We start from the raw sequence: 13,954 nt of genomic DNA on the forward strand, positions 1-13,954 counted from the left end.
TCCTCATTTATGATTTCATGGAAACCTGGATTGGACTTTCTCTCCCAAGATATTCGGAAGTCAAAACCGGGACACCCAGCAACTCTTCCAGCTGTTCTTCTGAATCAATGATTTTATTTAGAGATTCCATAAGAAACGCGATAAGAGAGGATGTAATCGCCCCCAATAAAAAAGAGATCGCTATATTCATAGTTCTATTTGGGAAGACCCGTAACGGGTTTTCTGAATTGACAGCATTTTCAAGTATCTGTAAATTATTTGCTTGAGTAAGTGAAACAACCTGTTTCATAAATGAATCGATAAAAGCATTGGTTATTTTAACAGCTTCATTATAATCATAGTCAGTCACTGTTATTGAGATAACTTGAGTATCGTTCAATACTTTTATGTCAATCATCTTCTCTAATTGATTTACATCCATTTTAAGATTTAGTGCAGATTTCACATCTTCCAAGATAGGGCGGCTTTTGGCAATCTCTTGGTATGTTTTAATAAGGGCTGAGCTTGCCAAAATGTTTGTATATTCCAGATTAATTGATTCTGACTGGGGCAATTGTTTATAAACCAAAATAGATGCCTTTGCTTCATATAATGGAGTCAGTACAAAAAAACTGATTATCGCACTTGTTAACGTTGCAATTAGAGTAAATATGACAATAAACCACACTCTTCTCCGAACAATTTCTAGTAATAATTTCAAATTTAAATCGCCCATTCCTTACCCTCCTTTTCGGGCTAAGCGGCTTCCCTTCTTCTTTCCGGCATTATGGACCCAAAGATTACGATTAATCCTTCCCGGCAGTCAGTCGCTACCAAATGGGTTTCATAACCGGCTGAAGAAAGATACTGGCACTCTTTAATAAAAGTCCTGATATCATAATATGGATGTACAGAAGTGAGGTGGCAAACCTTCATATATTCAAGCCCCCTCTTCCGATAGATAAATTTCTATCCACTCAAACCAAACCTTTTAATCCAATAATGGACTGATAATAACCTCCATAAAAAAAATTGCTTAAATGGGTTGTTTGGATGTTCAAACCATTCTCTAAATTTATCTCGATCAATCCACTCGTATAAATGAGAATCCTGACATAATAGTTCTTCTTTAATTTTTTGATAGTTTTCCCGATACCATAATATTTCCGGAGTCTCAAACCCTTTCTTATCTGTTCTTAAACGAACAGAATTCGGTAAGCTCCCCTTCATGGCTTCTCTTAAAAACGGCTTTGTCCATCCGTCACGAATTTTGTATTCACCAGGCATATTTAAAAATAGCTCTACTAATCTATAATCTAAAAAGGGAGTCCTTGCCTCGACAGAAAAAGTCATTGAATTTCGGTCTTCATGCCTTAGTAATGATTGTAATCTACCGAATATATCATGATATGTGTATGATTGGAAATCCAGAGACGAATTAAACCTCTCCACATTTTGATATTTACTGTTTAATAAGCTTTTAATCGGAACTACTCTTAATTGTTTTAACCCTGATAGGTAATAACCTGTTTTCATCAGAATTCGCAAAGAAGATTCGGTTGCTGAAAGAATCCCTGTCCTTTTCATACTTGATAAAGAGGAAAGGAAATTCGGAACATTCCCTGTTTTTAGAGTACTTGCAAGGTACATCGGAATGTAGTAATGATAACCTGACATAACTTCGTCAGCACCTTGACCGTCCAGTAGAACCTTTATTCCTTTTTCATGTGCTAACCTCATCACGTTCCATTGGGCAAAGATGGATGTCGATCGAAATGGCTCTTCCTGATACCAGATTAAATCCTCGATTTCTTGAAAAAGATTATTCATGTTTGGGAATACCCGATGCGCTTCTACATTTGTTGAATTTACAACTTCCTCAGCAAATTGCCACTCATCAAATCTTGGATCCTCAAAACAGGATGTAAAGGTTTTTTGTGAGTTTCCGGCACCTTGTTGCGTAATAAGTTTTTTTGTCATCGTCACAATAGAGGACGAATCCATTCCTCCACTTAAACAGGAGCCTACTTCCACATCACTTCTTAGCCGTAAGCGTACGGAATCTTCAAATAGAAAATTAAACTTTTCTTGATAGTACGACAGTTCTTTCTTTCCTTTCATAGAGCGTTCAAACTCAGGATCATAGTATTTCCAAATCCTAATATTTTCCGTTCCCTCATGGATATTCCACATCAGCGCTTCACCATTTAGTAACTGGAATACTCCATCAAAGCAAGTTTTTCGGGATAGATTTACATCGCCATATAATAAAAATTTTGCAACTTCTGCTTTCTCATATCGTTTTCCAAAACCAATTTCACATAGCTGCTTAATTTCCGAAGCAAACCCAACCAATTGCTCTTTAACACCATAGTAAAATGGTTTTGCACCAAAGCGATCCCGGGCAGCAAACACTTTCTTTTCTTGTGTATCAAGAATCACAAATGCCCACGCCCCATTAAACCGCTGTAAGCAGTGTTCTCCCCATTGAGCATAAGCAGCCAAAACCACCTCTGTATCAGTTTTGGAATAAAATACATGCCCTAACGACTCTAATTCGGACCTTAACTCAATATAGTTATAAACCCCTCCATTATATGTAATCCAATATCGTTCGTTTCGATAGCTCATTGGTTGATGACCTGCAGATGATAAATCAACAATTGACAAACGCCGATGGCCCATCCAAAAATGATTTTCAAAGAAACACATATGTCCCTCGCCATCTGGCCCCCGGTGTTTTATAATGTCAGTCATCCTAGTAATAAAGCTCATATCAATTGGTTTTTGACTATAAATTGCTGCAATTCCACACATAAAATCCCCCATTTATCAAGATTGTATAGGAGCCTTCTTCACTTTCATGCGAACCACTCCTCGTCTATCGAACTAGTCTGGATACTGCTTTTTCTTTTATTCGTTTCCTGTTAGCTAAGCTTACTAATAGGGAGGATAATTCTTCCTGCTGCAGATTCATGTACGTTAAAAGAATGTCCTCAATTTCATCCATAAATAAGTCCGATGTTTTCCCGATATATATCTTCGGATGAATTTGTTGCTCGTAAATTTCGTTTTCATTTAATAATTCCTCGAATAATTTTTCACCTGGTCGAATACTAGTAAATTCAATGCCGATCTCATCTTCGGTGAATCCCGATAATTTGATCAAATTTCTTGCGAGATCAACAATCTTAACGGGAGAGCCCATATCCAGTACAAATGTTTCACCGCCCCGAGCTAGGCTACCGGCTTGAATGACTAAACGTGATGCTTCTGGAATTGTCATAAAATAACGTTGCATGTCTGGATGCGTGACCGTCACGGGGCCACCTTTTTGAATTTGCTTTTTAAATAACGGGATAACACTCCCTCTGCTACCTAAGACATTACCAAACCTAACCGTCACAAATTTCGTTTGGCTTTTTTTGTCCATGTCTTGAATAATCATTTCAGCTAATCGTTTTGTTGCGCCCATGACACTTGTTGGATTGACTGCTTTATCCGAAGAAATCATGACGAACGTTTTTACCCCATTGTTATTCGCTGCAATCGCTACGTTAAAAGTACCGATCATATTATTTTTTACAGCTTCTTCCGGGTTTCTTTCCATTAAGGGAACATGCTTATGAGCAGCTGCATGATAAACAACATCCGGCTTATATGTTTCCATTAGAATACTTATTTTCGGTTTATCTTGAATATCCGCAATTTCAGTAACTAAACGAATATCGTTCTTTTTACATAAATGGCGAAGTTCCATTTCAATCGCATAAATACTGTTCTCTCCATGACCTAATAAAATGAGTGTTTCAGGATTAAAGTTTACAACTTGCCGGCATATTTCCGAGCCGATGGATCCACCTGCACCAGTAACTAAAACGACTTTATTGGTAACTGAATTGGAAATGCTATCCATATCCAATTCAACTTGCTCTCGCCCTAATAAATCCTCCACTAGAACATCACGGAATTGATTTACAGTAACTTTTCCAGATACTAAATCTTCCAGCATCGGCAATATTTGTGTCTTTGCCTTCGTTTTTGCGCATTCTCGAAAAATTCGATTTAGGTCTTTTTTACTTAAAGAGGGAATAGCGATCACGACATTTTCAATATTCAGCTCTTGCACAATACGTACAATTTGATTACTTCCTCCAATGACTGGAATGCCAAGAATATCAAGACTATGCATCCTGACATTATCATCAACAAAGGCTATGGGGAGTAAATTAGACTGATTACTTTTTTGCAGTTGTCTGGCAACCATTGTACCAGCAGAACCCGCTCCAATTATCAATGCTCTTTTTTTATTTTCTGTCTTTTTCATATAAAGATCACGAGCGACTCTCCACCAAAATCGTGAGCCCCCAATGAAGAGGATAAGCAGCAACCATTTCACGATGTATAGGCGTGGCTGAATCGTTTGCAAAACAATAAGCTCTGCACTTATTGTTATGACGATTGAAAGACTGACAATCTGTAGAATCATGATTAATTCACGAATACTTGCATATTCCCAAACCTTTTTATAAAGTTTATATTTGTATGAAAAGTAATGAAAACTAATGAATAAGGCGACTGCAGTCACGATAAGCTCTGAATTAAAGGTTATTTGGTAGTTAAATAAGAAATAACAGACAAATACCGACGTCATGATCAATATCGAGTCAATCACGAGTAAAATAACTAATCTTTGGGGATAGGGCACATCCCCCCCTCCTTTCATATAGAAAAGATGCAAGCATATCCTTTCTTCATTTTTGAAAACTTTCATGAAACGATTTCAATCAATCATTTCATGAAAACTTTCAAAATTGGGCATCTAACCCATCCTCACACCACACTACCGACGACTAGCATCTAAGGTCTTCCAACCCACAGCATGACCGAGTGCCTCCATTGATAAAGGTAAGGAGGCATCACCAACGATAAAACAAACAGGTTCTTAATAAAGAACAAAATGAATAAAAAAATAGTTTTACTGCATTTGAATAGGGATAACTTCATATGCTTGAGCAATATGTGGAATCAATCGGATAATAGCTAGGAATTGTTACCTAAATTAGAATATGGTTTTATTTCTTATTTAAGAACAGTTTTTTCGTTTTAACATAATTTACAAAAGTATCCTAATCGAATCGTTCATTTGAATTAGTGAGGGGGAAAAATAAATACAAAAAAAGGGAAAAGGATGGAGAATTTCCCCCATCCTTTTTTTGCGTCGAATTAAGATTTCCGGAAACAACGTTACTTATCCTTCTACAAAAACTCCCACTGATCAAGCGTCTCAACAACATATGTCGGCTTCTTCTCGTATTTGGCAAGTAGTTCCTTTGTCGTTACACCTGTATGAACAAGTAAAGTATCAAGCCCAGCATTCATACCAGCTAATATATCGGTATCATAGTTATCACCGACCATGAGTGTTTCTTCCTTTTTCGTTCCCAGCACCTGCAAAGCTTGTTCCATTATGATCGATTCCGGTTTCCCGATAAATATTGGCTTTGTTTGCGTTGATACGGTAATAACCGATGTTAATGAACCATTCCCCGGAACGAGTCCTCTTTCGGTTGGAATGGCAATATCCCCGTTTGTTGAAATAAAGACTGCTCCATTTCGAACTGCCAGACAGGCAATAGAAAGCTTCTCATAACTGATTGAACGGTCAATGCCTGTGACAACATAGTCTGTATGCTCTTCAGCGAACGTTAGTCCTTTTTCTGATAGAGCGGTTCTGAGGCCTTCCTCACCGATCACATAAGCGGAAGCATCCTTTTTTTGTTCAGCGATATAATTGGCGGTTGCTTGGCTTGATGTAAAAACTTGAGACTCTTCTGCATGTATGCTAAATCCACGAAGCTTTGCCGCTACATGGGCCGGTGTTCTTGAAGAGTTATTTGTGACAAAAAGGTATGGCAAATCAAGATCACGGAGTTTTTTTACAAAATCAGCTGCTTCATGGATCTGCTCTGTCCCCCGATACATCGTTCCATCCAAATCAATTAAATATCCTTTATATTTTTTCATCTGTATCACTCCCGAGTATTCATTGCTTATATTATAGGGGCGCATTCCTCATATTTATTATATACAAGTATTTAAATTGTGTAATTATTCACGTACTAAAAATTCCTTAGGCGGCATAAAGATGAAAACAAAAAGGTAATGCTTTTTCCTTTTATGAGCCTTTTTACGGATGAAACTTAAACGGAGGGGAGTGGTCTCATCACCGATATGACAGATATATCGTTTCAGGAAATTTTTCCAATTGACCAAAAATTTTATTACTTTTGGTCAATAACATAATGACAACAGTGGTCTCCTGCAGCCATGCAGGATTCTACCTTAACTGCGTCCGTTTCGAGGAGTTCTTTTATTAGCACTTTTTCTGAAGCACAAATTTGCCGAAATTCCTTAGCCGCTTCTACATAGGGACAATTAAATTCTTTAAAGTGAATCACGCCGTTTTTGACGGATATTTCGGGCATAAAACCTTCTGAAGCCTGGATTTCTTTCAAGGCTTCTAGTTTTTCCATAATGGATTTTCCTAATGTTTCTGTCTTATACTGTTCTACAAGACCATTCTTTTTTCTTGTGAATATATTTGTTATTACCGATTCCTGCCCTATTTCCTTCAGCTCTTTTAATAGTTCAATGCTTAATTGCTTATATCTTTTCGGAAATAACTCCTCTCCTTTTGGAGAAAGCTGATATACCTTTGAGGGACGGCCCTTCGTTTGTTTTTGAGTAATCGATTCGACAAGACCCTCTAGCTCAAGTGAATGAATATGCCTCCTCACAGCCATATCTGTTATCTGCAATTCGTTTGCAATATCTGTAATAGAGAGGCGTCCGGATTTCTTGAAGAATCCTAATATTTGATCCTTTGTGGATTTTGGATGCATAAGCATGAATTTCACCGCTCTCTGATTATTTCTTTTAAAAAAAGATCGGAATTCATTCCGATCTTTGAAATCAAATTCGCCTTGGCGTACTTGCGCCCAGATTTTCACCTTAGCTTGCTAGGTAAGTTCCATTAAAAAATCTGTGGCTTAACTTTATTCATCCGGGGGTTGAACCCCCACTAAATTGGATTCCTATCTAATTCATTCACCACTTATAGAAGTGGAAGACTGCTGAATAAAGTTAAACCCCTGTCTAATTTCGAAATGCCGTTACAGGTCCAAGTTCGTTCAGTAAGTATTCTCTTACTTTCGCTGGAAACTGCTTGATGACCGGTAAATGGTCGCTAAATACTGCCTTTATTTCCGCATGGTTTATTTCCGTATACGTTTGAACTAACATTTTACGGTATTGAATGATTTGTTTGCAGCTCTTGCTTAGTTCATCATCAATGACTTTTTCATCGTCAAGAATGTCGACGATATCTTCATAACTTCCGGGATCACGCATAATAAACCCGTCTATCATCGCATTGCCGACATCGAGAATTGCCTCAATCATAGTATGGGTTGTCCGCTCTAGGGCTGCCTTTTCTATCGACGACATAACATCTTTCAATTCCTCAAAAAGAGCGATTTGCTGCTCAAGAAACACAAGAATTTCTTCGATTTTTTCCCTATCAATGAAATACATATCTCTCATCCTTTTCAAAAAATTCTAGGTTGTTTTTGCAAAGATTCGATTCGCAATTGTATCTGTTTGCATCGTCTCGAAGCAAATTATTGGGCTATTGATTAATAATAAAATTATGTATAAAGGCTAGATTTAAGATGATTTTAAACCCTTTTTAAGAGTATCAGGGCGTGCGTAATAATATCCTTGGGCTAAATCAACTTTATTTCTAGTTAGAACGGATGCCTCTTCCTTACTCTCAATTCCTTCAGCAACAACTAATGAACCAGCTGCCCTTGCGATTAACAGCAAACCTTTAAGCATCGATTCTTTAACCAAATTCTTATCAATATCATGGATGACCGAACGATCAATCTTAATGATATCAGGCATTATTTCACTAATTGAGTGCAAACTCGCATAGCCAGCACCAGTATCATCTATTGCCACTCGAAACCCTAACGATCTTAATATCTTTATATTGTATATAAAGTTCTCCATGCCTTCAATGGAATCCCTTTCCGTAATTTCTAGGATCATCTGATAGGGAGAGATATTTTTATGCTTAGCCAGCATTTTTTTGATATCCCTTACAAATTGTTCGTTCCCTAATGAAATAGGTGTAAAGTTAATAAAAATCTCTTGCGAGCATCCTGTGTCATGAATTTGTTCCAGTATTTTTTCAAATACAATAAGCTCAAGATCGTATAGCAGGCCTGTTTGCCTAGCCACCGAAAAGAGCTGCAGCGGGCTTTCCAAAACCGTGCCCTCTGGACCTCGGGTAAGCATCTCCCAAGCTCTTACTTCCCCTGTAGCAACATTTATGATCGGTTGCGCAAGAAGACGGATATTTTTCTTGGCAACAACTTTGCTTACTGAATATAGCATCTCATTAAATTCAGACTGAACACGCTTTTCGGCCATTGCGATTGCTTGCTGATGGGCTCTTTGTACGGCTTCCTGAATGGAATAATGCTGTTTTTCAATAAACATATAACCAGTATCTAAAATGGGCTGTGCCAATGGTATTTTAAGTGCAAGGCTTTTTTCTAAATCTCTCGCTACTTTTTTCATCTTTTTGTCGAGTTCTGTTACGCAATGACGATTATGATCCATTCTTATAAATAATGTCAGTCCGTCACTAGAATAATCATGGAGTACAATGATGTCTTCATTTTCTACCTCTTGCTCAATGACCAAACGGAAGGTTTTCTTGAGAGTAGCAATGAAATAGTTATACCCCTGCTGGCCTAATACATCCAGCAGCTCACGTAAATTTTTAATGTTAAAAACAACCACTGCCACTTCAAAGCCCTGATCAAAAACCCTTTTCACCCCATCTGTGATTGGGTCACGAACAATAAATTGAGGTGGATAAAAGCGTATTTTTTTTAATGGAAGGAGAATCTTCATCCATTTGAGGAAATGCGTAATTTTCTGTATGTGTCGACGGATCATATGTTTCATTCCTCTCAGGTGCAGCGTTCATTATCTATCTATATTTTATCACAAAGATTGAGCATATTTTCCTTAACTAGAAAGATTTATAATGAGAATATAATGTAACAAATGGCGAAATCAGTGAGATTTGTCCTTGATTCTGTTAAGATAGAGTAGATTACGAATCACAAGTCGGATAATTCCGCCAATGGGACTACACAACCGTTAATCTGCATTTAAAGATCAAACAAGTTAAAGGAGAACGAATAAATGGCTGAGCGTTTTTATTTATATGATGATATTGTGGAAACAAAGACACGCTTTGTTAGCTTCATGGGAGAAAATCAGCGTTTTGACTTGGCGATCATCCAATCAGACCGTTACTATGGGAAGCAGATCGTACTTGATATTCAAGGCAACCGCTTTGCTATTATCGGCACGGATGATTTAAATGAAGAGGGATATTTGGAATATGCGTTTAATTTATCAGAGGCAGACGCGGAAGAATTGCGTTCCTTCTTATTCGAGTTAATTTAGCTTTTGTTTATTATTAGCATAAACACAAATAATAGAGGAGAACCTTTCATAAATAGGGGTTCTCCTTTTTCCATTCAGATGGAATTGAAAGATGCGGGATAACGACAACGAGGTGATCGCATTGGATGATAAAGAGCAAGGCTACACAGATTTCTCTAACGTCGAAACACAGAGGAATTTTCTAACTGCTGAAGAATTACCCGAGGGGCCTTTTGGTTCTCCACGTAAAAAGGATGAGCCAGTTGAAAATAAAAATACTCCTTGGCAAGAAGGACAGCGGCAATACAGTGCCTATAATTATGAAAACAAAACTTTACACCAACATTTACCACGACAAATGGAAGGGGCACATCCTACACATGATGACCCTGACAAAAGTAAAGAACCTCCATACTTAGATGTATGAGGTCTGAAGTGAGTTTGGAGGAAATCGGCGAAATGGCCGATTTCTTTTTTCTCCATATCAAATTCGCCTTGGCGTATTTGCGCCCAGATTTTTATCGAGCTTGCTCGATAAATTCCTTTAAAAAATCTGAGGCATCCGCCGGAGGCTTAACTTTATTCAGTCCGGTTTGAAACCCCACTTAAATGGATACCTTTTTGCATTCATCTCGCTACTTATAGAAGTGGGACACTTCTGCTGAATAAAGTTAAAACTCTTTTGTCATTCTCAATTATTCACTTTTTTTACCACAAAATAGGCGCAGCCAAAATTACAGAATTCATATAGATATTCCGTTAATGTACTGATCTTCGTATCGAAGGTTGCTTTTTGGTTTTGATCGTCAAAAAATCCCCGCAAGCGTAATTGCCCATAACCCCAATCACCAACAATATAATCATATCGCGTCAAAATATCGCTGTACCTGCCACGGAACGCCTCTTCATTAAAACCGTCTCGTTTTTCTTCAATGATTTCATAGCATACATTGTTAACACAAATCAAAACTTTCACCTCGACTTCAAACAATATCTTGTATCTCTTAGGATCATTTATTAGAAGGCTGTTTTCGTAAAGTTTGTCGCTTTTATTATGCGGTTTTTATTTAATAATCTGAGTTGATTGGAGCGGAGGGCACTTGACTCCTGCGGGAATAGAGGGAAGCGGGAGACCCCACAGGCAGTTAACGCCGAGGAGGCTCCCGTCCCTCCCCGCGGAAAGCAAGTGCCCGCAGCGGAAATCAACGGGAAAACTTTGTATGCTAAAACAACAATATAGCGAAAACAGCCTATTAGAAATATTTGTCTCTAAAAACCGTGCATTCTTGAGCGGAAACTAACTACACACCTATTTGGAAAAAAAGCAAAGCTTAAATTAAATTATAACTGATTCTCCATCAATTACTAAGAGAAAAAAATATTTACCTGGTCATTCTATAAAAGAGGAGGTGTTTTCAATAAAAAAATCACTAATAATTATTGGGATTTGCGGTCTCACCGCTTTAACAGCTTGCCAAAGTAATATCGCAAGAGATGGCATTTATGAAAAAAGCGGCAATACCATTAATGTAAATACCCAGCGTGCTGACATATATAATAAAGATAGGGGACTTAACAATAAAAACGCGAACTTTGGATATGTACGTCATCAAAAAAGTCCTATCTTAGGTGAGAATGTTGCCTATAATCACTATGCGGCAATTGATCGCGAACAGATTGCCGATATTATTTCAAAATATTGTACAGAAATTCCGAATGTCCACGACGTCTCTACCCTTGTGACTGACAAAGAGGTATTAATCATTTATGATACCGATACAGCTAATTCCAATCGAACGGCAGACCAAGTAAAGAGAATGGCGATGTCTGTTGTTCCACGATGGTATCATGTTTATGTAAGTGATAACACAAATTTAAGAAAAAATGTCGAAAGCTATGCGACGCTCGATTCGAACAGCCGGAATGCTCATTTTGGCATCAATAAATTAATAAAAGATATGCAAAAGTCCCCTCAAGGATATAAAATGGGCGAGGGCGAAAATGCAAATGGAGAAATGCCTTGGGAAACCAAAAACGCGGGAAATAGAAAATAACATGACAAAAGAGTTCAGCTTCAGACGCTGAACTCTTCCTTTTAATTATGCTTCTTTTACTTCCTGCTCGCCTAGCTGTTGTTTTCTCTTCGTTGCAGCATTTACTTGTTCATCTGCATGGTAAGAAGAACGTACAAGAGGACCTGCCTCGCAGTGGCTGAAGCCTTTGCTTAATGCAATTTCTTTTAATTCTTGGAATTCCTCTGGACTGTAATATTTCACTACTTTTAAATGACTCTTTGAAGGCTGCAAATACTGGCCAATGGTCATAATATCTACATGATTGGCTCTTAAGTCATCCATCGTTGCGATGATTTCTTCTTTTGTTTCACCAAGGCCAATCATTAAGCTGGATTTTGTTGGGATATCCGGTTGCATTTCTTTCGCACGTCGTAAGAATTCTAATGAACGGTGATATTTTGCACGTGCTCTTACTCTTGGAGTAAGGCGCTCTACTGTTTCGATATTATGATTCAAAATATCTGGACGCGCATCCATAAGCATTTTGAGATTGTCCGAAATCCCACCCATATCTGATGGTAATACTTCGATGCCTGTTAATGGGTTCTTTCTTCTGATAGCCCTTACAGTTTCCGCAAAAACAGCTGCACCGCCATCTCTCAAGTCATCCCGTGCAACTGCTGTAACAACGACATGTTTTAAATTCATTAATGTAACTGAGTCCGCCACTCTTTCTGGCTCTTGCAGATCCAACTCATTTGGCAATCCCGTTTTTACAGCACAAAAACGGCATGCTCTCGTACATGTATCTCCAAGGATCATGAAAGTTGCCGTTCTTCTTTCCGCCCAGCATTCATGAATGTTGGGACATTTTGCTTCTTCACAGACTGTATGAAGGTTGTTTTCCCTCATCATTTTCTTTAAAGCGTTATAGTTTTCATTCGTGTTTAATTTTATTTTTAGCCATTCCGGCTTTCGTAAATATTCCTCTTTTTTGCTCATAGTACCCCACTCCATTCTAAGAAAGCACAAGCACCTGTGGCGCTGGAGCTAGACATTAATCTATATTCTTATCAAAAAACTCTCATAATTGTGCTCCCAACCCAGTATGAAAAAAAATGTAGTTCAGCCAACTTTCACTGCGCTAGTTATGGCACAGGTCGACCGATAATTTATTATTCACACAGAAAAAGTCAAGAAATCATTTACAAGAGAATTGATAAATCTTCACCTATTGTCACTTTATCATAAGGAATTAACAAGGACAAGTCGAATTTATTTGGGATTACCAATAATTGATACAGATTAATTTGTGGGAATTTCACAAACTAAAAAAGCAGACCAACTAGGAAGGGAGGAATTTTGTGCGGCTCTTTTTCATTGTCTTTTTCACATTGCTTTTTTTGCTTCCACTTCAATGGAAGGCAGATGCGCAGGCGCCTGATCCTTATACACTAAGAATGGAATTATATAAAAAAATTGAAACAGTGACGAATATCCCCTGGTACTATCTTGCAGGGATTGATCAGTATGAACGGAACGTCAGGAAAGCGAGAAGAGATATTCCAAAAGCAGAAGGAATTACAGGCATATACTTTAAGCCAGAAGAATGGGCTGGCATCTTAAATCCCAATCCAAATGATGACAATCCCATGTCCATTCAACTCTTTGGTGGATTAGGAATCGATGGGGATGGAGATGGAAAAGCTACCCTTTCAAGTGATGAAGATGTTCTTTATACCTTTGCACAATTTCTTCTTTCCTATGGAACGGATCACGATAATTTAAAAATCGGGTTATGGGATTATTATAAGCGTGATAAAACAGTTGGAATTATCATTGGGAATGCAAATATTTATAAAAAATTCGGACGGCTGAACTTAGATGATCATGCCTTCCCGCTTCCTTTACGAAGTAATTACAGTTATAAAAACACATGGGGGGCTGCCCGTGGGTGGGGTGGCAGAAGAATGCACGAAGGAACCGATATTTTTGCTGGTCATGGTGTTCCTGTCCGGGCAACCGCATACGGAATTGTCGAAATGAAGGGCTGGAATCGGTTTGGTGGATGGAGAATAGGGATACGGGATATCAATAATAACTATCATTATTTTGCACACTTGAGCGGCTTCGCTAAAGATGTAAAGCTCGGGCAAATTGTAGAACCTGGTATGCTCATTGGCGGAGTAGGGAGCTCTGGTTATGGCCCACCCGGTACTTCCGGTAAATTCCCTCCGCACCTCCATTATGGCCTCTACAAAGATAATGGGTATACAGAATGGTCGTATGATCCGTATCCTCATTTAAGTTTGTGGGAAAGGCAGGAGCGTGCGAAAGCAAGGAAAAAGTAAAGCCAAATAATTGCTTTCTCTTAAAATGTAAAGGGCTTCCGATTTATCGGAAGCTCTTTATCGAAGACCGCTTTTCCC

The 13,954-nt window shown here is 38.2% G+C and carries 14 protein-coding genes; 4 read left to right on the forward strand and 10 right to left on the reverse strand.

All coding sequences use genetic code 11. The features are described 5' to 3' along the window. Positions 1–7 precede the first annotated feature (7 nt). The 8 genes from BGM26_RS17735 to BGM26_RS17770 all read right to left on the reverse strand — a co-directional run bounded on the left by BGM26_RS17735 (position 8) and on the right by BGM26_RS17770 (position 9,012). A complete protein-coding gene (locus BGM26_RS17735) occupies positions 8–715 on the reverse strand; it encodes a YveK family protein (RefSeq protein WP_217041584.1) in 708 nt (235 codons plus the stop codon). A 20-nt stretch (positions 716–735) separates the two neighbouring features. Beyond that, positions 736–915 carry a hypothetical protein gene (locus tag BGM26_RS17740; protein ID WP_217041587.1) on the reverse strand — a complete coding sequence of 60 codons (180 nt, stop codon included), beginning with the start codon at positions 913–915 and terminating at the stop codon, positions 736–738. A gap of 33 nt (positions 916–948) precedes the next feature. Further along, the gene (asnB, locus tag BGM26_RS17745; protein WP_217041595.1) at positions 949–2,796 is read right to left on the reverse strand and encodes an asparagine synthase (glutamine-hydrolyzing); all 1,848 of its coding nucleotides are present in this window, start codon (positions 2,794–2,796) and stop codon (positions 949–951) included. Between the two features lie 64 nt (positions 2,797–2,860). Beyond that, positions 2,861–4,687, reverse strand: a complete 1,827-nt coding sequence (locus tag BGM26_RS17750; RefSeq protein WP_217041597.1) for a polysaccharide biosynthesis protein — start codon at positions 4,685–4,687, stop codon at positions 2,861–2,863. A gap of 551 nt (positions 4,688–5,238) precedes the next feature. Then, entirely contained in the window at positions 5,239–6,006 is a 768-nt protein-coding gene (locus BGM26_RS17755) for a TIGR01457 family HAD-type hydrolase (RefSeq protein WP_217041599.1), read from the reverse strand. A 257-nt stretch (positions 6,007–6,263) separates the two neighbouring features. Next, entirely contained in the window at positions 6,264–6,890 is a 627-nt protein-coding gene (locus BGM26_RS17760) for a helix-turn-helix transcriptional regulator (RefSeq protein WP_217041602.1), read from the reverse strand. 247 nt (positions 6,891–7,137) lie between these two features. Then, entirely contained in the window at positions 7,138–7,575 is a 438-nt protein-coding gene (gene hepT / locus BGM26_RS17765; protein ID WP_217041605.1) for a type VII toxin-antitoxin system HepT family RNase toxin, read from the reverse strand. A gap of 132 nt (positions 7,576–7,707) precedes the next feature. Then, a complete protein-coding gene (locus BGM26_RS17770; RefSeq protein ID WP_217041607.1) occupies positions 7,708–9,012 on the reverse strand; it encodes an EAL domain-containing protein in 1,305 nt (434 codons plus the stop codon). A 252-nt stretch (positions 9,013–9,264) separates the two neighbouring features. Between BGM26_RS17770 and BGM26_RS17775 the strand changes: the two genes are divergently transcribed. Together BGM26_RS17775 and BGM26_RS17780 are read left to right on the forward strand one after the other, a co-directional pair. After that, positions 9,265–9,531, forward strand: a complete 267-nt coding sequence (locus tag BGM26_RS17775; RefSeq protein WP_217041609.1) for a DUF3055 domain-containing protein — start codon at positions 9,265–9,267, stop codon at positions 9,529–9,531. A gap of 121 nt (positions 9,532–9,652) precedes the next feature. After that, positions 9,653–9,937, forward strand: a complete 285-nt coding sequence (locus tag BGM26_RS17780; RefSeq protein WP_217041611.1) for a cytosolic protein — start codon at positions 9,653–9,655, stop codon at positions 9,935–9,937. A gap of 264 nt (positions 9,938–10,201) precedes the next feature. On the opposite strand, the gene BGM26_RS17785 is transcribed toward BGM26_RS17780, so the two are convergent. Then, complete coding sequence (locus tag BGM26_RS17785; RefSeq protein ID WP_217041796.1) at positions 10,202–10,477, reverse strand: YutD family protein; 276 nt, start codon at positions 10,475–10,477, stop codon at positions 10,202–10,204. 451 nt (positions 10,478–10,928) lie between these two features. Here BGM26_RS17785 and BGM26_RS17790 point away from each other — a divergent pair, with 451 nt between their 5' ends. Next, positions 10,929–11,564: a YhcN/YlaJ family sporulation lipoprotein gene (locus BGM26_RS17790; protein ID WP_217041797.1), complete on the forward strand. Its 636-nt coding sequence runs from the start codon at positions 10,929–10,931 to the stop codon at positions 11,562–11,564. Between the two features lie 45 nt (positions 11,565–11,609). On the opposite strand, the gene lipA is transcribed toward BGM26_RS17790, so the two are convergent. Next, positions 11,610–12,527, reverse strand: a complete 918-nt coding sequence (lipA, locus tag BGM26_RS17795) for a lipoyl synthase (protein WP_217041615.1) — start codon at positions 12,525–12,527, stop codon at positions 11,610–11,612. 392 nt (positions 12,528–12,919) lie between these two features. Here lipA and BGM26_RS17800 point away from each other — a divergent pair, with 392 nt between their 5' ends. Then, positions 12,920–13,876 (forward strand): M23 family metallopeptidase, encoded by a 957-nt coding sequence (locus BGM26_RS17800; RefSeq protein WP_483297823.1) that lies wholly within the window; start codon positions 12,920–12,922, stop codon positions 13,874–13,876. Positions 13,877–13,954 lie beyond the last annotated feature (78 nt).

This window comes from Bacillus sp. FJAT-29790, assembly GCF_019039215.1.
Classification (GTDB): Bacteria; Bacillota; Bacilli; order Bacillales; family Cytobacillaceae; genus Cytobacillus.

What these genes read in the sequence shown, in the direction of transcription:
- BGM26_RS17735 (WP_217041584.1), bottom strand. Translation starts at nt 715, where the DNA reads ATGGGCGATTTAAATTTGAAATTATTACTAGAAATTGTTCGGAGAAGA.
- BGM26_RS17740 (WP_217041587.1), bottom strand. Translation starts at nt 915, where the DNA reads ATGAAGGTTTGCCACCTCACTTCTGTACATCCATATTATGATATCAGG.
- asnB (WP_217041595.1), bottom strand. Translation starts at nt 2,796, where the DNA reads ATGTGTGGAATTGCAGCAATTTATAGTCAAAAACCAATTGATATGAGC.
- BGM26_RS17755 (WP_217041599.1), bottom strand. Translation starts at nt 6,006, where the DNA reads ATGAAAAAATATAAAGGATATTTAATTGATTTGGATGGAACGATGTAT.
- BGM26_RS17760 (WP_217041602.1), bottom strand. Translation starts at nt 6,890, where the DNA reads ATGCTTATGCATCCAAAATCCACAAAGGATCAAATATTAGGATTCTTC.
- hepT (WP_217041605.1), bottom strand. Translation starts at nt 7,575, where the DNA reads ATGTATTTCATTGATAGGGAAAAAATCGAAGAAATTCTTGTGTTTCTT.
- BGM26_RS17770 (WP_217041607.1), bottom strand. Translation starts at nt 9,012, where the DNA reads ATGATCCGTCGACACATACAGAAAATTACGCATTTCCTCAAATGGATG.
- BGM26_RS17775 (WP_217041609.1), top strand. Translation starts at nt 9,265, where the DNA reads ATGGCTGAGCGTTTTTATTTATATGATGATATTGTGGAAACAAAGACA.
- lipA (WP_217041615.1), bottom strand. Translation starts at nt 12,527, where the DNA reads ATGAGCAAAAAAGAGGAATATTTACGAAAGCCGGAATGGCTAAAAATA.